Below are 23090 nucleotides of genomic sequence, written 5' to 3'. Positions count from 1 at the left end.
CAAATGGAGCGGACAACGGGGCTCGAACCCGCGACCCCAACCTTGGCAAGGTTGTGCTCTACCAACTGAGCCATGTCCGCCTGCGAGGATTTAATATACGGGATGATCGCCCCGAATGCAAGAACTATTTTCGAATAATTTGAAAATAGTTCGAGCCTCTGGAACGGATTGACCAATCAGGCGAAAAGAACTGATGGCACACTCCCCCGGCCACAACAGCGAGCGGGCTCCGGGTGCCCCAGGTTGCCGCGAAAGAGGAGGGAAGCGTACTTTATGTACGCGACCGACGATTGAGGGGCAAGATGGGGCACCCGGAGCCCGCGCAGCGTCAACAAAAAACGCGGTTTGTTAGAACCGCGTAAGATAGTTGGAGCGGACAACGGGGCGTCCGCGTATCCGCTTCGCGGATCCGCACCGACTTCGGCCGCCTGCCGGCGACCTCGCCAGCTCGCTACAAACGCTCCGCGTTTGCTTAACGCTCGCTCCCTCTCGGTTTCGAGCCCATGCGATGGTTACGAAAAAGCCCGGCTACCGTGGTAGTCGGGCTGCTGCGTTTGGAGCGGACAACGGGGCTCGAACCCGCGACCCCAACCTTGGCAAGGTTGTGCTCTACCAACTGAGCCATGTCCGCATATGTAAAACAAAACGGGCGCCGGAGCGCCCGGATGTTGTCTGGAGGCGAAGCCCGGATTCGAACCGGGGGTAAAGGCTTTGCAGGCCTCTGCCTTACCACTTGGCCACTTCGCCGAAAAAGGACCGTTAAGAACGGTCCGGAAATGCAATGGAGCGGACAACGGGGCTCGAACCCGCGACCCCAACCTTGGCAAGGTTGTGCTCTACCAACTGAGCCATGTCCGCTTGCGGGTTATTAATTTACGCGAGTTATCCAAAAGACGCAAGTACTTTTTTCAAAAAAGTTGCTCAAAGCAAGTTCACGCAGGGAAATCATGTCAACCCAAGGCGCTAAGCGCACGATTCCAATGCCGAGCTAAACAGCTTCACCATCCGAACGCGTGTGCCGGCACCATCCGTGCGACGGGTAACCTCCACATTATCGACGAGCATGCGCATAAGCTTGATACCACGTCCGCGTTCCTCGGATGCCACCGGCTCGCTCGCCCCATCGATAGAATAGCCAGCGCCCCGATCAAGCACCTCGAGCACAACACGGTCCCCGTAGGCCTGAACCGTCAGGATACTGCCAACACCGCCCGCATGGTCATACGCGTTACCCAATGCCTCCCCCAGCGCCAATGCGACGTCATAACGTTCATCACGCCTCAGGGGAAGTGATTCGAGAAGCTCGGCCACACGGTGCCGATAATACGGGAGATTCTCGATACCTCGCTGCACTTCGATGCTCTTGCTCCATCGTGGCAACTCTCCCACCGGAATGGCGGGAATCGACTCACGCGCCGGACCCGCAACATGAAGGATGTCAACAAGTCGGGCAATCTCCAAAAAGCGAACGACCTCATCGGAGGCGTTAACGAGCGAAAGCAGGCCCTCTCGCCTCATGAGCTCTCTGGCACGTGTAAGCAAAAACGCCAAACCCGTCGAGTCGATAAAGCCCACAGCCTGGCAATTGATGACAACGCGACGCACGCCCCGGTCGATCAAATTATCCAACCGTCGGCGCAGCACGGACACCGAGGCGATGTCGACATCACCCGGTGGCGTCAGAACCGCTATGTCATTCCACTCATTCATACGACCATGGTTCCCCAAAAGAGCTCGCTCGATGCATACGTATCTGCAACCGCGCAGATTTTGCCCGTCAAGTATCGCGGTCTACGATCGACCCCGTAAAAACTCAAGGGAAACCAGCGCGATGTCATCGTCCAGCGCAGACTCGGTAAAGCGGTCAAGCTCGCCCAAGACCTTACCGCAGATTCCCGATACGCCCTCACCCGAGACAGAGAGCAAAAGGTCACGAAGGCGCTGCTCGCCAAAGAAAGCACCCGAGCGATCACGTGCTTCGATTGTTCCGTCGGTATACATAAATAGCATGTCACCAGGAGCGAACGTAAAAACGCCTGTCTCGTACACCATGCTCTCAAAGGCGCCGATCACGCCCGATTGGCACCCAAGGAGCTCCACTTCTCCCCCTCGGATTTCTCCACAGCCAAGCGGCGTCGACGAGGGCCTAATGACCATAGTGGGAGGATGCCCCGCAGAGCAATAGGTAGCGCGACCCGCTTTAAGATCAATCTTGGCGATAAACGCCGTCACAAACGTCTCGACCCTCGAAAAGCCCATGAGCATGCTATTGAGCGAGCGGGCCATACGGGCGGGCCCAGCACCCTCCCAGGCATAGGCCGTCAGCGCCGTCTTGACGAGCGCTGACATCGACGCCGCCTCGATTCCTTTGCCGGATACATCGCCCAAAATCATAACGGCGCAATCGTCGGGAAGACGGACGAGCGTATAAAAGTCGCCACCGACCAACGCCGAATTCGTTGCCGAAAGGTATACCGAATCGGTCGCGATACCCGGAACGTCACCAAGCGAATTTCTCATGCCAATCTGGAGGGTCTGAGCGATATGGCGCTCCTCGCGCTTTTGAGATTCGCCCTCGTAGATCAGTTCAAAGTCATGCGCCAAGTGCACCAAGTAGTCATATTCAAGGTCATCAATCGGCTCTTGACTACCGTCACGAAGCAGCAGCGCGCGCGTCGTCGGGCCTTTCGCAACAGAAGCAGGAACGATCGCGTCGTTGCTGTGCTTGCCATCACCCTCAGAGCGCGGGCGCCCCGCCTCGATGCCGGTGTCGACGTAGAGACCCTGGCAAGGCAGACCATGCGCCCTAAGCCAGCCTCCCATAGGCATCGATTCGTCAACGCGAGTTATACGGACGTGTTTAAGATCCTCGGCACTCGTGCCGCCCAAAACAGACGCCTCAAAGCCATCAGAGCCAACCCCCAAACGTGCCGCTGGCGCCGTCGTGGAAAAGAAAAGCTTCTCGGGATCGTCCGGCAAAGCAACGCGACTGCCGCCTTCAAAATCTATGACATAGGAGCCCAGACTGGCGTCATACTCAACAGGGCAAAAATGACAGTTGAGCATATTGCAAATCTCGGACGATACCGCCTGAGTAGCCGCGGCGGAATCGTCTAGAAAGGTAAACAACTCATCACGTAAGACATTGAGCGAGCGGCCAAGCTCGGCCGTGCGACGAGAGCGAAGGCTCGATGCCATGCCGACCAGCTGGATAGACAGGTAATCGCAAATGACCTCGAGTACATTAACGTCATAGGCGAGGGGTGCCTGAGGGCGCTTCCAACCAACTTCCAGCACGCCAAGGATCTGCGTACCGTAAAAAACGGGAAGGCAGATCTCGCTGCGGTACGGAGGCATATCCTGCACGCGCAACAGGTGCTTAGAACGATTGTCCAGGTCCATGAACATACCGGAGGCAGCCCTATCACCCTCAAGGTCCTGTTGAATCGACAAACGACAGGCACGCGACTCGCGAAGCACATACGTCGGAATGCCAGCGCCATACGGCAAAAACTCGGGCAGGTAGCTGTCGTGCAGCTCCTTGGAAACACCGCGAAGCTTAAAACCGCCGCTCTCAGAAAAATAAATAGCGGCACCCGAAGCATCGAGCGTTCCTACAAGCTGGTTCAAAACGGTATCTAACAAACTAGGCAGCTCATCGGAGCCCACCGTGCTCATAATGACCGACAAAGTGCCCGAAAGGCGCTTATTCGCCACTCTAAGCTCCGAAAGCGCACGCTTGAGCTGGCGGTCGTGCGAGTACTGCTCTTCGATGCTATGAAGCGCCACCAGAACACGCGGCGCGCGGCGCCCAAAAATACGAGGCGGTGTAACCGAGCCGGCACAAACCAAGACGGGAATAAAGGAGCCGTCACTCAGCTTGAGCATCAACTCGCTCTCGGTTCCATTGGTCTCAAAAGGAAGACGATGCTCTGACGCGCGTTCAAATGCTGATGAGTACAAGAGGTCTTTAACGTCCCCGTTGATCACATCGGAACGCTCCTCGCACATCAAGTCGAGCAAGCGGTTATTCACATGCAGAATGGTTCCGTCGAGCTCACAAATGATGACAGCATCGCTCGTGATCTCGACCAGTTGGGCAACGTCCGCCCACTCGTTGCGCTCAAGCGTTTCCATCGTGAACCTCACCGTCTATCGGTAACAAAAAAGCCTCCGAAGAGGCTTCTCAAATGCGATGGTGTCGGAGGCGGGACTTGAACCCGCATGACCAAAAAGCGGTCACTAGCACCTCAAGCTAGCGCGTCTGCCAATTCCGCCACTCCGACATGCTATGTTGTTGATTCGCGGTTCGTTTTGTTGGACCCGCGCGTTCAACGAGGAAAATAATAACCTATGTTTCGAGAACTGCGCAAGCACTTTTTTCAAAAAAGTTTACGAATTTGTAAATGCGCTGGTAGACGGACCTGTTCGGGCCGGAATGAGGTTGCTTTCCAACGCGTCCTCGGGCATGCGGCATTATTTTGATTCGCGCTTCGCGCTACAAAATAATGCCGCCCCCTGCGGAATGCGTTGGAAAGCAACCTCATTCCGGCCCTAGGAGTATGTACTCCGGGCACAGTTCTCAAATATGTTCTGGGGCTGATATAAATTTAGTGGCTCGGCTTTGCCGAGCCCTTATATAAGGAGGCCGGAGCTTTTGCTCCGGCCTCACTAACTATCCCATTAGATTAAGTGAGCGATCAAGGAATCGCCCCCCCCCCTGCAGCGGTAACACAGGGCCCGTGCTGGACTTAGTTTTCAGAACATTCCGCAGACCAGGAAACCCCCTTATCCGCAGCTCCGAAGGAGCAGGATAAGGGGGTTTCCATGGTCGAGGACGTTCTGAAAACTAAGTCCAGCACGGGCCCGGACGAAAACAACCGGCTACAGGTCGATGTGCGATTCCTTGATCGGGAACGGCTCCGCGAAGTGGCACGCGCAGCAGTGGCCCGGGGCGACTTCCTTAAACTCAGGCAGCTTCTCGGAGCAGATACCCTGCGCAATCGGGCAGCGAGTGTGGAAACGGCAACCGGTCGGCGGATCCAGCGGTGACGGCGGGTCGCCGGCAAGGATGATGCGCTTACGAGTCTTCTGGATATCCGGATCGGGCACCGGCACAGCAGACAGCAGCGACTGCGTGTACGGGTGGTGCGGCTCACTGTAGAGCGTCTTCCAGTCCGAAACCTCAACCATCTTGCCCAGGTACATAACGGCAACACGGTCGGAAATATGCTGTACGACAGAGAGGTCATGAGCAATGAAGAGATAAGCCGTACCGAACTTGTCCTGGAGCTCCTTCAGCAGGTTCAGAACCTGGGCCTGAATGGACACATCCAAAGCGGATACCGGCTCGTCACAGATAATCAGCTTGGGCTTCAGCGCAAAAGCGCGGGCAATACCGACACGCTGACGCTGGCCGCCCGAGAACTCATGCGGATAGCGGTTGATATGCTCGGGGTTCAGTCCAACGACGTCGAGAAGCTCACGGACGCGCTCAATGCGCTCCTCCTTGGTACCCACACCATGAATGGTCATGGGCTCGGAGACAATCTCGCCGATGGTCATACGAGGGTTGAGCGAAGCATAAGGATCCTGGAAGATAAACTGCATCTCGCGACGCATGTCCTTGATCTCATGCTTGCTCATCTCGGCAACATCTTTGCCCTGGAAAAATACCTTACCGGCAGTCGGCTTGGTCAGACGCATGATAGTGCGGCCCGTGGTGGACTTACCGCAACCAGACTCGCCAACCAGACCAAAGGTCTCGCCAGGATAAATCTCAAAAGAGATGTCGTTTACAGCAGAGACGACGCGCTTGGAAAAACGCTTGGCGAACATGCCGGACTCTGCGGGGAACTCCTTGGAGAGGTGCTCGACCTTCAACAGCGGAGTGCGCTCGTTATTGTCTGCCATTTACGCCTCGCCTCCCTTCTTGGAATCCTTGCGCGTACGAGACGTCTCGGGAGCGTTCTTGAGGAACTCGGGGTCACTGGAATAATGGCACGCAGAATAGTGGCCGGACTCGGTAACAACACGCTCGGGGCGCTGTTTGCGGCACTTATCGGTTGCATAGGGGCAACGAGGCGAGAACACGCAGCCCTCGGGCAGGTTCATGAGCGAAGGAGGGTTACCGTGAATCGGCGTAAGCGGCTTCTTCTCATCGATGGCCTGCTCCGGGATGGAGCGGATAAGGCCCCAGGTATAGGGGTGGCGGCTCTCGTAGAAGATCTCTTCAGCAGTACCGAACTCGACGGGACGGCCGGCGTACATAACCATGATCTTATCGGCCATATCGGCGACAACACCCAGGTCATGGGTAATCATGATGATGGCGTTGCCGTTCTTCTCCTGCATTTCCTGCATAAGCTCAATAATCTGAGCCTGAATGGTAACGTCCAGGGCAGTCGTGGGCTCATCGGCAATCAGAATATCGGGATCGCAGGCAAGGGCCATGGCAATCATGACGCGCTGACGCATACCGCCAGAGAACTGGTGCGGATACTCATTGACGCGCTTCTCGGGCTCGGGAATACCAACGAGGTCCAAAAGCTCGGTAGCGCGCTTGAGCGCCTCCTGCTTGGAGTAGCCACGGTGCAGACGAAGTCCCTCGCCCACCTGCTTGCCGATCTTATAGACCGGGTTCAGGGAGGTCATAGGATCCTGGAAGATCATCGCGATATCGTTGCCGCGAATATGCTGCATTTCTTCCTCGGTCATCTCGAGGATCGAACGACCGCGGTAGCGAACGTCGCCGCCCTCAATCTTTCCCGGAGGCATCGAGATGAGGCCCATGATGGTCATGGCGGTCACGGACTTACCAGAGCCGGACTCACCGACGACACCCAGGGTCTCACCGCGATCGAGCGTGTAGGACACGCCATCGACAGCGCGAACGACGCCATCCTCGGTGTGGAAATACATCTTAAGGTCATCGACCTCGAGCAGATGCTGGCCCTCGGGAACCGGCTGGTCCTTCAGGTCCACATAGTTCTTGTTCTTCTTCATCCTTATGCGTCCTTCATCTTGACGTCGAGGGCGTCGCGCAGACCGTCACCCAGCAGGGTGAAGGCGAGCACCGTCGAAAGAATTGCCAAACCGGGCATGATCATCATCCAGGGAGCAGTCAGAAGATACTGCTGACCGTCCTGAATCATGGAGCCCCACGAAGGCGTAGGCGGAATAACGCCCATGCCGAGGAAGGACAGAGCGGACTCGGTCAGAATGGCACCACCGATGTTCATGGTCGCGTAGACTACGATGGAAGCAACGGAGTTCGGGAAGATGTGACGCACGACGATACGAGCATCGGATGCACCCATCGCGCGCGCAGCGTCAACATAGTCGTTTTCCTTGACTGTCAGGATCGCGGATCGGAAGACACGGGCAATCGAGGGCCAGCCGAGAATACCGATGGCGATGAAAACATTCTGAAGACCACGGCCGATAACGGCGATCATGGCGACAACGAACAGCACGTACGGGAACGCCAGGAAGATATCCGCGAAGCGCATGATGATCGTATCCCAGATGCCGCCATAGAAACCGGCCAGGGCGCCCATGATCAGACCGATCACCGTGGAGATGGCGGTGGCCATAATACCGACGGAAAGCGAAACGCGCGCGCCGTAGATAACTCGGACGAGAATGTCGCGGCCAAGGGCGTCGGTACCAAACGGGTGCTCGGCACACGGAGCCAGCAGCGAAGTCTCGGCCATGGTCGTCGAGTCAGAAGCCGTCGGCGACCCGAGCCAGGGCTTAGCCCACAGGTCTGCGGTCAAGGCAACCAAAACGACGATGATAATCCAGCAGATACCGATAACGGCGAGCTTATTCTTGCGAAGACGCTTAAAAGCGTCGCCCCACAGCGTGCGGGACTTGGCGGGAGCAGATGCGGCCTTGGTGGCGGTAGCCTGCTCCTGAGACTGAGAATCAGTTTCCTGCATGAGACGTACCTCCCTTAGGCCTTATCCGACGGACCGCCGAGGCGGATACGCGGGTCGAGGAATGCATAGCTAATGTCGACGAGCAGGTTGATCACCATAACGACGACAACGATGAGCGTAACGCCGCCCATAACGATGGGCCAGTCGCGCATGCTAATGGCGCGGTAGACCTCAGAGCCGATACCGGGCCAGTTAAAGACCGTCTCGGTCAGGATGGCGCCCGAAAGCATGCCGCCGAAGTCGACACCAATATAGGTAACAACGGGGATGAGTGCATTCTTAAGCGCATGCTTGACGATGATCGCGCGATTGGAGAGACCCTTGGCCTTTGCCGTGCGGATATAATCCTGATTCATGACGTCGAGCAGCTGCGAGCGCATGATGCGGGCAGCATAGGCGGTCGAAACCGAAGCCAGCGTGATGGTCGGAAGCACATAGTGCATCCAATCCTGATACTGAGAGCTGGAGCCGCCGGCACCCGAGATCGGCATGGAGAATGCGCCGCCGGTGGCATCCTTAAGGATGACGCCAAAGAACAGCTGCAGCAGCATACCGAGCCAGAATGCAGGAACGGCAACGAGGATCGACGTGGTCAGCGTTACCAAAATATCCCAGAAGGAATAGCGCTTTACCGCCGAAATGATACCCGCACCGATACCCATGATTGCCTCGAGCACGATGGCGCACGCGGCGAGTTTAACCGTATACGGATACTTCTGGGCAAAGATTTCCGCAACCGGCAGCTTGCGCTGATACGAATTGCCCAGATCGCCATGAAGCAGACCATTCATGTAATTCAAGTATTGGTCCACAAGCGACGTTGGAACGGGATCGCCGTTCTCGTCAAGGATCGCGTTGCCGTCCTCGTCCGCCTGGACCAGGTGATAGCGCACGCGAAGTTGAAGCTCTACCTCGGGGGACAGAGCCTTGTCTCCACCGATCAGCTTGATCGGGTCTCCCGGCACAATATTCTGGAGGGCGAACAGAATCAACGTAACGCCCAAAAATACCGGGATGAACTGAAGCACACGTTTAACGATGTACTTACCCATACCACTCCCCTATCTAGGGATTAACCTAAATGGGATGCCGATCGCCAGACCGGCATCCCAAAATTACCATCAGCCAGTTTACCCCAGGTTAGGGAGAACTGTATGTTTCCCATGAGGTCTACGTAAATACTTGACCCTCATGGAAGCTGCAAAACTCTTAGGCGAGCTCAGCGGTACCCAGATCGGCGTGCTTCTGCGGATCGACATAGAGGTACTTGACGCGATCGGAGCCGACGATGGTGTGCGTGTAGAACATCACCGGGATAACCGGGCAGTCAGCGGCGACCATAGCGTCAGCCTCCTGCATCTTGGCGATGCGCTCGTCGTCGTCAACCGTGGCACGGGCCTCATCGACCTTGGCATCGAACTCGGGGTTGTTGTAACCAGAGCGGTTGTCGCCACCGAGGGAGTCGGAGTGGAACAGCGGGTACAGGAAGTTGTCCATGATCGGGTAATCGGCGATCCAGCCCAGACGGCCGAACTGATAGTTGAAGTTCTGATACTGCTCGAGCAGGGCAGACCACTCGGGAGTATCGGAGACGGCGGTGACGCCCACCTTGGCGAGGTCGCCGATGATGGACTCCATGATCTCCTTGTGGCCACCGTCCTGGTTGTAGGACAGGGTCACATTAATGCCACGATCGCCGTTAGCGCCAGCGGGAGCGACCTTGTCGAGGTACTCGTTAGCCTTGTCGACGTCATAGGCGCAGAACTCCCATGCGCCCTCCTTGTAGCCGGCGATTCCCGGAGGAACGATGCCGTCAGCGGGGGTACGGGTGCCCTTGAAGATGGTCTTGCAGATGGCCTCACGGTTGATAGCCAGGGAGATGCCCCTGCGCAGGTCAGCGTTGTTGAACGGCTCGGCCGTGGTGTTGCACGTCAGATAGTACGTGGAAGGCTCGGAGCCGAGCAGCATGCGCTCGCCATCACCCATGGTGTAGCCATCCTTGGACTCGCCGCGATCCTTCTTGGCGGCGTCGATCTGAGCAACGGGAACGTCGCAGACATCGAGGTTGCCGGCCTGGAACTCCTTGTAAGCGGTCTCCACGTCCTTGATGACCTGGAAGTGGATGGCGTCGATCTTGGCCTTGTCGCCATAGTAATCGTCAAACTTCTTGAGGTTGATCTCCTGACCATCCTCCCACTTGCCGTCCATCATGAACGGGCCGTTACCGACCGGGGCAAGGTAGAAGCTCTTGACATCGGACTCGGCGCACTCGGGAACCGGGGACAGAGCCGGGTGAGAGGCGACGAAGGGGAAGTCGGCGTAGGCGGAAGTCAGCTTGACGACGAGGGTCTCGTCATCCGGGCAGGTAACGCCGGACAGCTCGGTAGCATTACCGGCAAGCAGATCGTCATAGCCCTCGACCATGGAAAGGTGGTAGGAGACCTCGGAAGGACCATACTCGGTAGCGATGGCCGACTTAGTGTTGACCAGGCGCTCCCAGCCGAGCTTGAAGGACTTGGAGGTAACGTCGTCACCGTTGTGGAACTTGGCCTTCTTGATCTTGAAGGTGAACTCGGTGGCGTCGTCGTTAGCCTCGAAGGACTCGCAAGCCAGCGGAACGATCTCGCCCTTCTCGTTATCGTACTCCGTCAGAGCGTCGAAGAGCTGGTACTCGACCTGAGTGCCCTGATCCTCCTGGACGTTGTAGGGGTCGATGCAGACCGGGTTGTTGATGTAGAAGTTCAGCGTCGAACCGGACTCAGAACCGGAAGCGTCGCCGCCCTTCTTGCCGCATGCGGCAAGAAAAGCCATGGAGCTCGCAGCGAGGGTGCCGCCAACAAAGGCGCGACGACCCATAACGGGCTGGTGGAACATAGAATCAGCCATGCCATCCTCCTTATGAGATAGGACAAAGTGAATTCGGCCGGGCAACGTCAAGACAGCCCGATCGAACCATTCAAACGCGGTCCGCCGTTATGGCTGGTTATGCAGTGCGGACCAACGTTTCGCAATACAGTAGCGCATTTTATGCACAATATGGCGCTAATTCCGGTTAACGGTCGAGAATTTCTTTAGTTAGGCGAAGTATGTGGGGATATTTTGACTCTATTACAAGTCTGTAAACAAAAAGGGCCCCGCACATGCGGGACCCTTTACAAACGTATATACGCCGATGCTTAGTAGCCGACGATACCCTGCGGGAAGAAGAACATGCACAGAACGACACACACAGCAAAAACGACGGCCATAATTACCGTCAGGCGATCGAGGTTCTGCTCCATAACGCCCGTGGCAGAGCTGGAGTTATACAGCGAGCTGGCAATCATATCCGAAACGCCGGTACCCTTACCGGAGTGCATCAGGACGAGAATCGTCAGCGCCACGGCAGAGATAGCCCAAACGACAAACAGAAGAATCTGGAACGGACCCATAGATAAGCTCCTTAATAGAACAATTCAAACTCCAGTACTGTACCACAACCCCCAACACTCCCCCACCTGCCATTTAGGGACGGGTTAGAAATGGCAGAAATACCAAAAAGGGGGTCGTCCGGTTGTGGACAACCCCCTTACTAGAAAACGATAGTTGTTTTCTATTAGGCCTCGGTGGCGAGCACGCGACCCGTCATCTCGGCGGAAGGCTCAATACCAGCCATGGTGAGCATGGTCGGAGCGATATCGGAAAGACGGCCGTCCTCGATACCGGTGAGCTGCGCCTTCTCATCAACGATGATGAACGGCACACGGTTGGTGGTGTGAGCCGTGAACGGATGCTTGGAACCGTCGGAAGCAACGTCAAACATGTGATCGGCGTTGCCGTGGTCGGCGGTAATCAGCGCAAAGCCACCCTTGGCGAGAATCGCCGGGACAACCTTGGACAGGGCATCGTCAACAGCCTCGACGGCCTTAACGGCGGCGTCGAAGACACCGGTGTGACCAACCATGTCGCAGTTCGCGAAGTTCACGATGTAGAAATCAGCGCGATCCTCGTTGATGGCGGCGACGAGCTTCTCGGTAACCTCGGGAGCGCTCATCTCAGGCTGCAGATCGTAGGTAGCAACCTTGGGGGAAGCGACGAGCACGCGCTCCTCGCCCTCCTTGGGCTCCTCGATGCCGCCGTTGAGGAAGAACGTCACGTGGGCATACTTCTCGGTCTCGGCGGTGTGCAGCTGCTTCAGGCCATTGGCGGCGATAACGTCGGCCAGGACGTTCTCGGGGAACGTCTTGGGGAAGGCGACCTCGACGTCAAACGTCGGATCGTACTCGGTCATCGTCACAAAGTGCGAGAGCTTAATCTGCTCGCGCTCAAAGCCATCGAACTCCTTGTCCGTGAACACGCGGGTCATCTGACGAGCGCGGTCGGGACGGAAGTTGAAGAAGATGGCCGCGTCGCCCTCGTGGATGCCCTCGTTGTGGGCCGCGAAAGGCTCGACGAACTCGTCGCCGCGCGGATCCTTCTCGTAGTAGGCCTTGATACCGGCAACGGGGTCGGTATCGGCATCGGACGCGTTGACCATGACGTCGTAGGCGCGCTGGATGCGCTCCCAACGGTTGTCGCGGTCCATGGCCCAATAGCGGCCCGAAACGGTGGCAACGCGAGCGTCGCAACCGGTCTCCTCGGAGATCTTAGCCAGGAAAGCGCAGAACTCGCTCATGTAGCCGGCACCGGACTGCGGGTCGACGTCGCGGCCATCCATGAAGGCGTGGACGCGAACGGTCTTGACGCCATGCTCGGCAGCCATCTTGACCAGAGCCTCGACGTGGTTCATGTGAGAATGAACACCGCCAGGGCTCATAAGGCCCATGAGATGCAGGGTCTTGCCTTCGGCCTTGACGTCGTCCATAGCCTTGACGAAGACCTCGTTCTTGGCGATGGAGCCGTCCTTGATGGCGTTGTTGATGCGCGAAAGCTCCTGGAACACGATGCGGCCGGCACCGATGTTGAGGTGGCCTACCTCGGAGTTGCCCATCTGACCGTCGGGAAGGCCCACGTCCTCGCCCGAAGCACCGAGCGTGGTGTGGGGATACTGAGCGTACAGGCTATCAAGGAAGGGCGTCTTGGCAGCGGCGACGGCGTTCTCGCCATCGGCCGGAGCAAGGCCGCAGCCATCCATGATGATCAGGAGTGCAGGAAGATGACGCTGTGCCATATGTCCTACTCGCCTGCCTTGACGACCATAGAGGCGAAGTCGGCAGCCTTGAGCGAAGCGCCGCCCACGAGGGCGCCGTCAACGTCAGGCTTGGCGACGAGCTCGGCGATGTTGCCGGGCTTGGCAGAGCCACCATAGAGAACGCGGATGCCGTTAGCGAGCTCCTCGCCAAACATCTCCTTGAGGGTCTCACGGATAGCGCCGCAGACCTCCTGGGCGTCCTCAGCGGTAGCGGTCTTGCCGGTGCCGATGGCCCAGATGGGCTCGTAGGCGACGACGACCTGCTTGGGGCAGGTGATCTCAAGACCGGCAAGGCCAGCCTTGACCTGGTTCACGACGTGCTCGACATAGGTGCCAGCCTCGCGGACCTCGAGGGACTCGCCGCAGCAGAAGACGGGAACAAGACCGGCGGCAACGAGGGCCTTGGCCTTCTTGTTCTGATCCTCGTCGGTCTCGTGGAAGTAGTCGCGACGCTCGGAGTGACCGATGATGCAGTAGGTGCAGCCAGCGGACTTGAGCATGTCGCAAGAGGACTCACCGGTGAAGGCACCCTTGGCCTCCCAGTACACGTTCTGTGCACCGAGGGCGATGGGGGCAGCCTGAATGCGGTCATGAACCGTGGTGATGTCAATGGTCGGAGGGCAGACGAGCACCTCGACGCCAGCCGGAACCTCGGGCAGAGCCTGAGCCAGCTCGTCGGCGAGCTTAGCGGCCTCGGCGACGTCGTTGTTCATCTTCCAGTTACCAGCGATAAGAAGGGTGCGATTAGGCATCGAGAAGCGCCTCCACTCCGGGCAGGGCCTTACCCTCGACGAGCTCCATGGAAGCGCCACCACCGGTGGAGATCCAGCTCATCTTGTCGGCCAGGTTGAACTTGTTGACAGCCGCGACAGAGTCACCACCGCCGATGATCGAGGTGCAGTCGGCCTCGGCGACGGCCTCGGCGATAGCCTGGGTGCCGTGAGCGAAGTTGTCGAACTCGAAGACGCCCATGGGGCCGTTCCAGAACACGGTCTTGGCGCCCTTGACGGCCTCGGCGTAGAGCTCCTCGGTCTTGGGGCCGATGTCCATGCCCTCACGATCGTCGGGGATAGCGTCGGAAGCGACAACCTCGGGGACAGCGTCCTCGCCAAAGTGATCGGCAACGCGGTTGTCGATGGGGAGCAGGATCTTGACGCCCTTCTCCTCGGCCTTCTTGAGCATCTCGCCGGCGCGCTCGACCCAGTCCTCTTCCTTGAGGGACTGACCGACGGTCAGGCCCTGAGCCAGGAAGAAGGTGTAGGCCATGCCGCCACCGATGATCAGGGTGTCAGCGGAGTCGATGAGGTGATCGAGAACGCCGATCTTGGAGGAAACCTTGGAACCGCCGACGATGGCGACGAAGGGGCGCTCGGGCTCGGCGAAGATGCCGGTCAGCGTGTCGACCTCCTTCTCGAGCAGGAAGCCGGCGACGGCAGGCAGGTAAGCGGCGGGGCCCACGACGGAACCCTGGGCGCGGTGAGCGGTGCCGAAGGCATCGAGGACGAAGACGTCACCATAGGAAGCGAGCTTCTTGGCGATCTCGGGATCGTTCTTCTTCTCACGCTTGTCAAAACGGACGTTCTCGAGAACGAGGACCTTGCCCGGCTCGACGGCGGCGACAGCCTCAGCAGCCTTCTCGCCGTAGGTGTCGGCGACAAAGGCAACGTCGAGACCAGAGAGCTCAGCGAGCTTCTTGGCGACGGGCTCGAGGGACAGCTCGGGCTGGAAGCCGGTGCCCTCGGGACGGCCGAGGTGGCTCATGAGGATGACGCGAGCGTTGTGCTCAACGAGGTAGTTGATGGTGGGCAGGGCAGCCTTGATACGGGTGGTGTCGCCAACGACGCCATCCTTGATAGGCACGTTGAAGTCAACGCGGACGAGAACGCGCTTGCCGTCGACATCGATGTCGCGGACGGTCTTCTTGGTAAAGGCCATGTTTGCTTCTACCTTTCGTACGTGTCTGCCTCCCATTACGGCAGACGATTTCCTATAAAAAGGGCGCGACCCTAGGGTGTAAGCCCTATAAGGCCGCGCCCTTCTTTAGACGCTCAACGAGCTATTCGCTAAAAGCTAAATTAAGCAACGAACTTCTCGAAGTACTTGATGGTGCGGACCATCTGAGAGGTGTAGGAGTTCTCGTTGTCGTACCAAGAGGTGACCTGAACGAGGGTCTGGCCGTTGCCGAGGTCAGAGCACATGGTCTGAGTGGCGTCGAAGATGGAGCCGTGGGTCTCGCCGATGATGTCGGTGGAGACGATGTCGTCCTCGTTGTAACCGAAGGTCTCGGAGATGGTGGCAGCGTAGGCCTTCATAGCAGCGTTGACCTCGTCGACGGTGACCTTCTTGTCAACGACAGCGTAGAGGTTGGTGATGGAGCCGGTCGGCGTCGGGACGCGCTGGGCGGCACCGATGAGCTTGCCGTTGAGCTCGGGGAGAACCAGGCCGATAGCCTTGGCAGCACCGGTGGTGTTGGGGACAATGTTAACGGCGCAGGCGCGGCTACGACGCTTGTTGCCCTTGCGCTGCGGGCCGTCGAGCGGCATCTGGTCGCCAGTCCAGGCGTGAATGGTGGTCATGATGCCGGACACGATGGGAGCGAAGTCGTTCAGACCCTTCGCCATCGGGGCGAGGCAGTTGGTGGTGCAGGAAGCAGCGGAGATGATGTTGTCCTCAGCGGTCAGCGTCTCATGGTTGACGTTGTACACGATGGTGGGCAGATCGCTGCCGGCCGGAGCGGAGATGACGACCTTCTTGGCGCCAGCGTTGATGTGGGCCTGAGCCTTAGCCTTGCTGGTGTAAAAGCCGGTGCACTCGAGAACGACGTCGACGTCGAGGTCGCCCCAAGGCAGGTTGTTGGCGTCGGCCTCCTTGTAGATCTTGATCTCCTTGCCGTCAACGGTGATGGAATCCTCGCCAGCAACGACCTCGTGATCGCGAGCGTAGTTGCCCTGCGTGGAGTCGTACTTCAGCAGGTAAGCGAGCATATCGGGAGAGGTGAGGTCGTTGATAGCGACGATCTCGGAGCCCTCATGACCGAACATCTGACGGAAGGCCAGACGACCGATGCGACCGAAGCCGTTAATAGCAACCTTTACTGCCATTGTGTCTCCTTTCGTAAGGCCCCCGCAAGCTACAGCGCCTGCCGTTGAGGCCCACAAACTAACCACTCGCCTAATATACCTTTTTTTGGACTTGAATTTCACGAGAATGGTCGAAATTGAAAATCAAATTTACGTTAAAACGTTTTAAAGAATAAAATAGCAGTTAAATCCGTATATAAGTCGATACTTTAAACTACCTGTTTGCTTCAATGAGCTTTTCAAGCCTCAAAACTCGATGGTAGAGGGCCGACTTCGACAAGGGAGGGTCAGCCATCTCTCCCAGATCGCGCAGTGACAGATCGGGATAGCGCTCGCGCAGGTCGCAAAAGACCGCCAAGGCATCCGGAAGCGCATCGCGAAGGCCACGCTGCTCGAGCTCATCGATAAGCGCAAGCTGATGCTGGGCGGCACCCGCACTTCTGGTCTGGTTGGCGAGCTCGGCATTCACGCGACGGTTCACATCGTTCTTAACCAACTTGACCGCGCGCGCCTCCTCAATCTCGGCAACGCTGCGCTTGGCACCAATCAGCTTTAAAAGATGTTCGATCTCCTCGGCGCTCTTAATGTAGACAGCAAAGGACCCGCGCCGCGCGTTAACGCGCGCATGGACCCCAATCTGCTCCAATAGATCGCAAAGTCCCCGGGCATACTGCTCGCCCTGCACCGCGATCTCCAAATGAAAGTCGCCGCGGGGATCGGCCACGAAACCGCCCGCAATGAGCGCGCCGCGGATGTAGGCAAGCCTGCAGCAGGGACGAGCAACGATGTGCCGGGGAACACCGGCGACGAGCCCTCCCCTGCGGTCGAGAATGCCCAGCAGCACCAGAGCCTTGTCCAGGTCGGGTTGATCGGGCAGGGTAATGAGATAGTTACGGACCTTATGCAAGACCGATTTACGAACGGTGAATTCCGTTTTGAGCTTAAGGATGCGATGCGTCAGCGTGATCATCGTGCGCGCGACGGCGCCCGTCTCGGTCGCGACCGTCAAACGATACCGCCCGGAGCCGGCCAGCGAAAGTGTACCGCTCACACGCGTCAGGGCGGCAAGCGTCGACAAATCGCAGTATTCACATTCGGGTTCGCAGCGCGCGAGCTCGTCACGCACCTCGGCGGTAAACGACATGCAGGCCTATGCTTTCGTGTTCGCGCGCGACAAGTCGCGATGGGAAATGCTCACGTGATACTGGGCGCCTTCCAAATAACGCGCCGTGGCCTCGGCGATGGCAACGCTGCGGTGTTGACCGCCCGTGCAACCGATGGCGATAGAAAGCTGCGGCTTGCCCTCCGCGATATAGCCGGGCATGACCGTATCGAGCAGCTGCGTCCAGGCCTTCCAGAACTCCTGGGTCTTGGGATGGTCCAGAACAAAGTCGGAGACTTTCTTATCGAGACCGGTCATGGTGCGCATCTCGGGATCGTAGAACGGATTGGGCAGGAAGCGAACGTCGATCATAATGTCCGCCTCGACGGGCATACCGTGCTTAAAGCCAAACGAGAACACGTGAACGTCCATGAGCTGCTGGTCGGACAACTCGGAGAACGCCATGCGCAATTTGTTGCGCAGGGCAGAGGTGCGCAGGCGGCTCGTGTCGATAATCATATCGGCTCGATCGCGCACGCCCTGCAGCTGAAGGCGCTCGCGCTGAATGGCATCGGCCGTAGTCTCCCCCGGCTTGGCAATGGGATGACGGCGGCGATTTTCGCTGTAGCGACGAATCAGCACCTCGTCAGAAGCCTCCAGGAACACGATGTCGCAGCTCATCTCGCGCTCTTCGAGCGCGGCGACCGCATCGAGCAACTCGTCAAACAGTCCCTGGCTACGCAAATCGCAGGTGACGGCGAGATGCCTGCCCACGCCCGTATTGATGCCGACGAGCTCGGCAAGCTGGGCGATGAGACGCGGAGGTAGGTTATCAATGCAAAAATAGCCCATGTCCTCGAACACGTGCATGGCCTGTGTGCGGCCCGATCCGGACATTCCGGTGATGATGACGATATCGGGGATGCGCTCCGAGCGCTCCGCCGCATCCATGGCATCTCCCTTTTGCATGTGCTGCCTCCCAAAAACAAGCGCGGGACCCAGCAACCCGGATCCCGCGCGGTCAATTGCCTATATTGAGTATACCGCCCCGAGCGGATACGAGGCCTGTCTTACGCCTCAAGCGCAGCCTTGAACCAACTCGTAATACTCGTGGGGTGCGTGATGGCGGTGCCGACGACAACGGCCCAGGCGCCAGCATCGATCGCAGCGCGAGCCTCCTCGGGCGTGTGCACGCGGCCCTCGCAGATGATGGGAAGACCGGGGAATTCCTCGGTCGCCTGACGCAGGAGTGGCAGGTCGGGGCCATCGGCCATGGTGCAGTCGATGGCGGCGACGCCGTGAGAAAGCGTGGTGGATACCAGGTCAAAGCCCATATCAACCGCACGGCGAATGTCCTCGATGGTGGCACAATCCGCCATCAGGAGCACGCCCTCCTCGTGCAGCGGGCGGAAGGTATCCTCGACGGTCTTGCCATCGGGACGCGGACGATCGGTGGCGTCGATCGCCACGATATCGGCACCGGCAGCAACGCAGGCGCGAGCGTGACGCAGCGTCGGCGTGATGTAAACGCCCTCGTGTCCATCCTTCCACAGGCCGATGACGGGAACCTCACAGCGACCCTTAATAGCGGCAATGTCGGCAAGGCCCTGACAGCGAATGGCGGCGGCGCCGCCAAGCTCGCAAGCGCGAGACATTTGAGCCATGGTCTCGGGCGTACGAAGCGGCTCGCCCATATACGCCTGAACGCTCACGACGAGCTTGCCCTTCAGGGATTGAATCAAAGGATCGACGGTCATAAGGCTGCAACCTTTCTCAGAACAGCCTCCCGAGGCGTGTTGTCTCGGGAGGCTCCTACAGCAGATACGTTTACTTCAACGAGGCAAGAAGATGCTCAGCGGCACCGATGAGCGGAGCATCGCCCTCCAGAGAACCGATGAGGATCGGCGTGTCCTGAAGCGGATCGAGCGCCTGGCTGGCATAGCCCTCGTGCACCGAATCCTTCCACGTCTGCGAACGCCAATCGGGACCTTGGTGAATCACGCCGCCCGAAAGCACGATGACCTCAGGGTCCAGGATGTTAGCGAGCGAGCCCAAGCTGGCACCCAGCGCAAAGCCGGCATCATGGATGACCTCGGTCGCCTTTGCGTCGCCTGCACGGCACAGGTCGTTCACATCGCGACCGACCGAAGGACGGCTGGGGTCGACGCGGCCAAAGCGCTCATCGTACATACGACCAATGGAAGTGCCCGAAGCAACCGACTCCAGATGGCCGGAACGCCCGCAGGCGCAGGGAATGCCGACGGCAGCCGAGCACTCGATGTGGCCCATATGGCCAGCAGCACCATGGAAGCCCTGCATCACGCGGCCGTTCTCGACATATGCGCCGCCGATACCCGTACCGATGCCAAGACACAAGACGGAGAACTTGCCCTTGCCGACACCCCAGTGGGCCTCGCCCAGAGCATGAGCCTGCACGTCGCCCACAACGGCAACGGGAAGACCAAGGTCCTCGCGCAGACGCGGCCCCAACTGAACGCCGGACCAGCCGGGCATGATCTCATTGGCATACGCAATGGCGCCCGTCTTGGGATCGACGACGCCTGCGGCACCGATACCGACACCGAGAACCTCGACATCGGGATTCGCCTCAAGAGCGGCCTTGATAGACGCCTCGATACGCTGGAAGACGGCCTCGCCGCCCTCTTGGGCCTCTGTGGGAACCTCGGCCTCAAAAACGGGATGGGGCACACTACCGTCAGCCGGGTACTCCATGATGGCAGTCGCAATTTTAGTTCCGCCGATATCGACAGAGCAGACGTACTTGTTCTCCATGTCGCTCTCCTTCGGAGATAAAAACAACTACAGGAAATGCGCCGTCAGGCTAGCCGTCACAGCGCAGTAAAGGTTTTCCAGGTGTCCGAGATCGCCGAGAAACCGTGTGGCCATTGACCTAACGGATCATGGCCACACGGTTGAACGGCGAGGTCGGGTGCCTGGGAAAGCTTTACAGGAGACCGTTGTCCTGGAGGACCTTCTTAATAGCCTCGACGTTCTCGCCAGTCATGGCCTTCACCGGGCGCGGCATGGTCGGGCTGTCGAAGATGCCCATGAGGTTCATAGCGGTCTTGAAGGCGCCGACGCCACCGGCATAGCCCTGGACGCCCGAGGTGACATCCCAGATGTGGGAGATCTCGTTGAGGCGATCCTGCTCGGCCTTGACGGTAGCCCAGTCACCGGCCTGAGCGGCCTTCCACTGGCGCACGTAGCCCTCGGGCTCAACGTTGGCAAGGCCCGGGACAGAACCGTCGGCGCCACCGAGGTAAGCGCCGTCGACGACAACCTCGTGACCGGTGAGGATACTCATCGGATGACCGTTCTTCTCGTTCTCCTGAACGAGGTAGCGGAACGAGATGTCATCACCCGAGGAATCCTTGACGCCAGTAAGGACGCCCTCGGCGCCGAGCTTGGCAAGGAGCTTCCAGGGGAGCTTGGTGTGAACGCAGACGGGAATGTCATAGGCAAAGATGGGCAGGTCGAGCTCCTCGTGCAGGATGCGGAAGTGCTCCTCGACCTCGGTCATGCCCTGCAGGGCATAGAACGGGCAGGTGGCGACAAGCGCATCGGCGCCCAGCTCCTGAGCGACCTTACCGTGCTCGATCATGCGCTCGGTCTCGGTATCGATGATGCCGACCAGGACGGGCACGCGGTGGTCGACGATACGAACGGCCTCGGCAATGATCTGGCGACGACGCTCATCAGTGGAGAAAACGACCTCGCCCGAAGAGCCCAGGAAGAACAGGCCATCGACGCCGGCATCGATCATGCGGTTGATGCTGCGCTCAAAGGAGGCAACGTCGAGCTGGTGGTCTTCGGTATCGGGAACAACGACGGGAGGGATAACGCCGGTGAATTTCTGAGTTGCCACAAGAATCTCCTTAGTTGTCTGGCGGGCGGCCCTATGCCACCCACTCTTGTTGGCAGTGTCCAGGCCGTCTAGGCCAAAGAACACGGGTAGAACGTTTGGTTAAAAAAGTCGATGACTTCGTTTTCGAACGCATTGATGCGCTCATGAGCGTATTTGGCATAGATGATATGCCTCCGGTCACACTCAAGACCGTTGAATACGGCAAACTGGCCCTTGGGATCGCACACGGCATCCATGAGCGATGTGCCCATGAGCACCGATCCACGCACCCGAGACGATAGAGACTCGAGGCCACCGGGAATTGGATTGGCAACCGCCGTGCAGGCGAGGCCCCGCTCGTCCAGAGCAGAAACCGCCAGCGCGACTCCGCCGCCAAGGCCCTCGCCCCATGCAAAGATGCGGTCGGGGTCCACGCCATCAAGATTGCGCGCCACCTTCGCCATCGCGCAACCCCAACGGACGCGCTTGACAAAAGCAGGCGAAGAAATCCCCCGCCGCAGGTCGTCCGCACCAGCAACATCGTCATCCAGCGCGAGGACGGCATACCCCATGGCGGCAAATCTCGTCATGTGATGCCAGCCGCGCACAGGCCGATCGATGTCGTGGAACATCAGGCACAACGGCACGCGCTCAGATACTCGGGCACGACCGACAGGCTCGATCAAACGAGCGTGAATCGCATCGTCACCGAGCTCAAAGGAGACCTCCGAGTAACGGGCGCAGGGGTTAACAAAGTCAATCGCCGTTATGGCCAGGCCTTGAATCTCAAGATTCGAAGCGCATGTCTCTAAATCAGAAACATCTGCTTGGACATCACCGCGCCAGTCCCGATATTCTGCGAGCCTTGACGAAACCGTTCCAGGAATTCCCACGAGTCCGGGGACAATCAGCTCGTCAACATTGCTCTCGCACTTAGACATGAGCCTCCCCTCCCTTGCAGAAAAACGGAATGATCAGATCGTCAAAATCCTGAATCTCCTCGTGGCCAAAGCCTTCAAAGAACTCATGACGCTTTTCGCAGGTCAGGTTGTTATAGACCGCAAACTGCGTCGCTGGCGGACAGACGATATCGGCTGTGCCGGTGCCAAACAGCACGGGGCATTTGACCATAGGGGCAAAGTTCTTGGAATCGAAGTACGCCAGCTTGGCATAGGCTTCGTCAATACGAGTCGAGTCCTCGTCAAACCAGCGAGACCAATAGCGCAGGCCCTCGTAGGCAATGTCGTCGGCATCCAAATCCCAGACCAGGCGGAAATCTGACAGGAAGGGATAGAGGATGGCGGCACGATTGATAAGCTCGCTGTTAAGCGCACAGGTCGCAATGCCCAAACCGCCGCCCTGCGACGCGCCGTTCACAAACACACGCGCAAGATCGATGCCCTCGAGCTCGCGAACGATGCGGCACAGGATACGAATATCTTGGTGCAAGCGGACATAGTAGAGGTTGGCCGGGTCGCCGTCGATACCGGCGACGATATGACCGGCAACCGTTGTGCCTTCAAATCCACCAATGTCCTCGGAGGGACCTCCTTGGCCGGGGCAGTCGAGGGCGATGAGTGCCATGCCCATGCCCGCAAACGACGCCTGCTCAAACCAGCTGCGGCTTGCACCCGGATACCCATGGAACTGAAGTACCAATGGCACGGGCTCGTCCGAGACGGGTTTAAGGTACTTGGCATGCAGGCGAGCGCCACACATGCCGTTATACCAGAGGTCGAAAAGCTGGCAGGTCGCGGCATCGGTGACCGATGCCGTCTCGATCGCATAGTCAAGCCCGACGGCGTCGGCCTCGGCCATGCGATCCTTCCAAAAGAGATCGAAATCTGATGGACGGGGCATGGCGCCTCGATATTCACCAAATTGATGTTGTAGCTCCTGAGCACTTGGCATGGCTCGTGAACCCAACCTT

At 58.5% G+C, this 23090-nt stretch carries 19 protein-coding genes and 5 tRNA genes; all 24 read right to left on the bottom strand.

Features of this window, described 5'->3' with window-relative positions:
* Window positions 1-4: 4 nt before the first annotated feature.
* Window positions 5-80 (bottom strand) — tRNA-Gly (locus DW024_RS02750).
* A 475-nt stretch (window positions 81-555) separates the two neighbouring features.
* Window positions 556-631: transfer RNA gene (locus DW024_RS02745), tRNA-Gly, on the bottom strand.
* Between the two features lie 42 nt (window positions 632-673).
* Window positions 674-747, bottom strand: a tRNA-Cys gene (locus DW024_RS02740).
* 35 nt (window positions 748-782) lie between these two features.
* A tRNA-Gly gene (locus tag DW024_RS02735) sits at window positions 783-858 on the bottom strand.
* Between the two features lie 105 nt (window positions 859-963).
* Window positions 964-1710, bottom strand: a complete 747-nt coding sequence (locus DW024_RS02730) for an anti-sigma factor antagonist (protein WP_118376912.1) — start codon at window positions 1708-1710, stop codon at window positions 964-966.
* Between the two features lie 81 nt (window positions 1711-1791).
* Window positions 1792-4137 carry a SpoIIE family protein phosphatase gene (locus DW024_RS02725; protein ID WP_118376911.1) on the bottom strand — a complete coding sequence of 782 codons (2346 nt, stop codon included), beginning with the start codon at window positions 4135-4137 and terminating at the stop codon, window positions 1792-1794.
* A 59-nt stretch (window positions 4138-4196) separates the two neighbouring features.
* Window positions 4197-4286 (bottom strand) — tRNA-Leu (locus DW024_RS02720).
* Between the two features lie 598 nt (window positions 4287-4884).
* Window positions 4885-5913 carry an ABC transporter ATP-binding protein gene (locus DW024_RS02715; RefSeq protein ID WP_006236139.1) on the bottom strand — a complete coding sequence of 343 codons (1029 nt, stop codon included), beginning with the start codon at window positions 5911-5913 and terminating at the stop codon, window positions 4885-4887.
* Complete coding sequence (locus DW024_RS02710) at window positions 5914-7005, bottom strand: ABC transporter ATP-binding protein (RefSeq protein WP_118376910.1); 1092 nt, start codon at window positions 7003-7005, stop codon at window positions 5914-5916.
* A 2-nt stretch (window positions 7006-7007) separates the two neighbouring features.
* Window positions 7008-7943, bottom strand: a complete 936-nt coding sequence (locus DW024_RS02705) for an ABC transporter permease (protein ID WP_117776113.1) — start codon at window positions 7941-7943, stop codon at window positions 7008-7010.
* Window positions 7944-7957: 14 nt separating this feature from the next.
* Window positions 7958-8995: an ABC transporter permease gene (locus DW024_RS02700; protein ID WP_117635931.1), complete on the bottom strand. Its 1038-nt coding sequence runs from the start codon at window positions 8993-8995 to the stop codon at window positions 7958-7960.
* A 157-nt stretch (window positions 8996-9152) separates the two neighbouring features.
* On the bottom strand, window positions 9153-10829 hold the full coding sequence (locus DW024_RS02695) for an ABC transporter substrate-binding protein (RefSeq protein WP_117776112.1): 1677 nt from the start codon (window positions 10827-10829) through the stop codon (window positions 9153-9155).
* 290 nt (window positions 10830-11119) lie between these two features.
* Complete coding sequence (gene secG / locus DW024_RS02690) at window positions 11120-11374, bottom strand: preprotein translocase subunit SecG (protein WP_117776111.1); 255 nt, start codon at window positions 11372-11374, stop codon at window positions 11120-11122.
* Window positions 11375-11538: 164 nt separating this feature from the next.
* On the bottom strand, window positions 11539-13092 hold the full coding sequence (gene gpmI / locus DW024_RS02685; protein ID WP_118376909.1) for a 2,3-bisphosphoglycerate-independent phosphoglycerate mutase: 1554 nt from the start codon (window positions 13090-13092) through the stop codon (window positions 11539-11541).
* Window positions 13093-13097: 5 nt separating this feature from the next.
* Window positions 13098-13865, bottom strand: coding sequence for a triose-phosphate isomerase (gene tpiA, locus DW024_RS02680; protein WP_022094882.1), 768 nt, complete (start codon window positions 13863-13865; stop codon window positions 13098-13100).
* Window positions 13858-15048, bottom strand: a complete 1191-nt coding sequence (pgk, locus tag DW024_RS02675; RefSeq protein WP_099431437.1) for a phosphoglycerate kinase — start codon at window positions 15046-15048, stop codon at window positions 13858-13860. The genes tpiA and pgk overlap by 8 nt, the downstream gene beginning before the upstream one ends.
* A gap of 140 nt (window positions 15049-15188) precedes the next feature.
* Complete coding sequence (gene gap / locus DW024_RS02670) at window positions 15189-16214, bottom strand: type I glyceraldehyde-3-phosphate dehydrogenase (protein ID WP_022094880.1); 1026 nt, start codon at window positions 16212-16214, stop codon at window positions 15189-15191.
* A gap of 193 nt (window positions 16215-16407) precedes the next feature.
* Window positions 16408-17337 (bottom strand): DNA-binding protein WhiA, encoded by a 930-nt coding sequence (gene whiA, locus DW024_RS02665; RefSeq protein ID WP_118266659.1) that lies wholly within the window; start codon window positions 17335-17337, stop codon window positions 16408-16410.
* Window positions 17338-17343: 6 nt separating this feature from the next.
* Window positions 17344-18264, bottom strand: a complete 921-nt coding sequence (rapZ, locus tag DW024_RS02660; RefSeq protein ID WP_022094878.1) for an RNase adapter RapZ — start codon at window positions 18262-18264, stop codon at window positions 17344-17346.
* 101 nt (window positions 18265-18365) lie between these two features.
* The gene (locus tag DW024_RS02655; protein WP_022094877.1) at window positions 18366-19052 is read right to left on the bottom strand and encodes an N-acetylmannosamine-6-phosphate 2-epimerase; all 687 of its coding nucleotides are present in this window, start codon (window positions 19050-19052) and stop codon (window positions 18366-18368) included.
* 70 nt (window positions 19053-19122) lie between these two features.
* Window positions 19123-20088 (bottom strand): ROK family protein, encoded by a 966-nt coding sequence (locus DW024_RS02650; RefSeq protein ID WP_118376908.1) that lies wholly within the window; start codon window positions 20086-20088, stop codon window positions 19123-19125.
* Window positions 20089-20260: 172 nt separating this feature from the next.
* On the bottom strand, window positions 20261-21181 hold the full coding sequence (locus DW024_RS02645) for a dihydrodipicolinate synthase family protein (RefSeq protein WP_118376907.1): 921 nt from the start codon (window positions 21179-21181) through the stop codon (window positions 20261-20263).
* 68 nt (window positions 21182-21249) lie between these two features.
* Window positions 21250-22101, bottom strand: coding sequence for an acetylxylan esterase (locus DW024_RS02640; RefSeq protein WP_118376906.1), 852 nt, complete (start codon window positions 22099-22101; stop codon window positions 21250-21252).
* A complete protein-coding gene (locus DW024_RS02635; protein WP_118376905.1) occupies window positions 22094-23071 on the bottom strand; it encodes an acetylxylan esterase in 978 nt (325 codons plus the stop codon). Before DW024_RS02635 ends, DW024_RS02640 begins: the two co-directional genes overlap by 8 nt.
* Window positions 23072-23090: the final 19 nt, after the last annotated feature.

This window comes from Collinsella sp. AF37-9 (assembly GCF_003475115.1).
GTDB lineage: Bacteria > Actinomycetota > Coriobacteriia > Coriobacteriales > Coriobacteriaceae > Collinsella.
This window is presented reverse-complemented; position numbering and strand designations above follow the sequence as displayed.

What these genes read in the sequence shown, in the direction of transcription:
- DW024_RS02730 (WP_118376912.1), bottom strand. Translation starts at nt 1,710, where the DNA reads ATGAATGAGTGGAATGACATAGCGGTTCTGACGCCACCGGGTGATGTC.
- DW024_RS02725 (WP_118376911.1), bottom strand. Translation starts at nt 4,137, where the DNA reads ATGGAAACGCTTGAGCGCAACGAGTGGGCGGACGTTGCCCAACTGGTC.
- DW024_RS02715 (WP_006236139.1), bottom strand. Translation starts at nt 5,913, where the DNA reads ATGGCAGACAATAACGAGCGCACTCCGCTGTTGAAGGTCGAGCACCTC.
- DW024_RS02710 (WP_118376910.1), bottom strand. Translation starts at nt 7,005, where the DNA reads ATGAAGAAGAACAAGAACTATGTGGACCTGAAGGACCAGCCGGTTCCC.
- DW024_RS02705 (WP_117776113.1), bottom strand. Translation starts at nt 7,943, where the DNA reads ATGCAGGAAACTGATTCTCAGTCTCAGGAGCAGGCTACCGCCACCAAG.
- DW024_RS02700 (WP_117635931.1), bottom strand. Translation starts at nt 8,995, where the DNA reads ATGGGTAAGTACATCGTTAAACGTGTGCTTCAGTTCATCCCGGTATTT.
- DW024_RS02695 (WP_117776112.1), bottom strand. Translation starts at nt 10,829, where the DNA reads ATGGCTGATTCTATGTTCCACCAGCCCGTTATGGGTCGTCGCGCCTTT.
- secG (WP_117776111.1), bottom strand. Translation starts at nt 11,374, where the DNA reads ATGGGTCCGTTCCAGATTCTTCTGTTTGTCGTTTGGGCTATCTCTGCC.
- gpmI (WP_118376909.1), bottom strand. Translation starts at nt 13,092, where the DNA reads ATGGCACAGCGTCATCTTCCTGCACTCCTGATCATCATGGATGGCTGC.
- tpiA (WP_022094882.1), bottom strand. Translation starts at nt 13,865, where the DNA reads ATGCCTAATCGCACCCTTCTTATCGCTGGTAACTGGAAGATGAACAAC.
- pgk (WP_099431437.1), bottom strand. Translation starts at nt 15,048, where the DNA reads ATGGCCTTTACCAAGAAGACCGTCCGCGACATCGATGTCGACGGCAAG.
- gap (WP_022094880.1), bottom strand. Translation starts at nt 16,214, where the DNA reads ATGGCAGTAAAGGTTGCTATTAACGGCTTCGGTCGCATCGGTCGTCTG.
- whiA (WP_118266659.1), bottom strand. Translation starts at nt 17,337, where the DNA reads ATGTCGTTTACCGCCGAGGTGCGTGACGAGCTCGCGCGCTGCGAACCC.
- rapZ (WP_022094878.1), bottom strand. Translation starts at nt 18,264, where the DNA reads ATGCAAAAGGGAGATGCCATGGATGCGGCGGAGCGCTCGGAGCGCATC.
- DW024_RS02655 (WP_022094877.1), bottom strand. Translation starts at nt 19,052, where the DNA reads ATGACCGTCGATCCTTTGATTCAATCCCTGAAGGGCAAGCTCGTCGTG.
- DW024_RS02650 (WP_118376908.1), bottom strand. Translation starts at nt 20,088, where the DNA reads ATGGAGAACAAGTACGTCTGCTCTGTCGATATCGGCGGAACTAAAATT.
- DW024_RS02640 (WP_118376906.1), bottom strand. Translation starts at nt 22,101, where the DNA reads ATGTCTAAGTGCGAGAGCAATGTTGACGAGCTGATTGTCCCCGGACTC.
- DW024_RS02635 (WP_118376905.1), bottom strand. Translation starts at nt 23,071, where the DNA reads ATGCCAAGTGCTCAGGAGCTACAACATCAATTTGGTGAATATCGAGGC.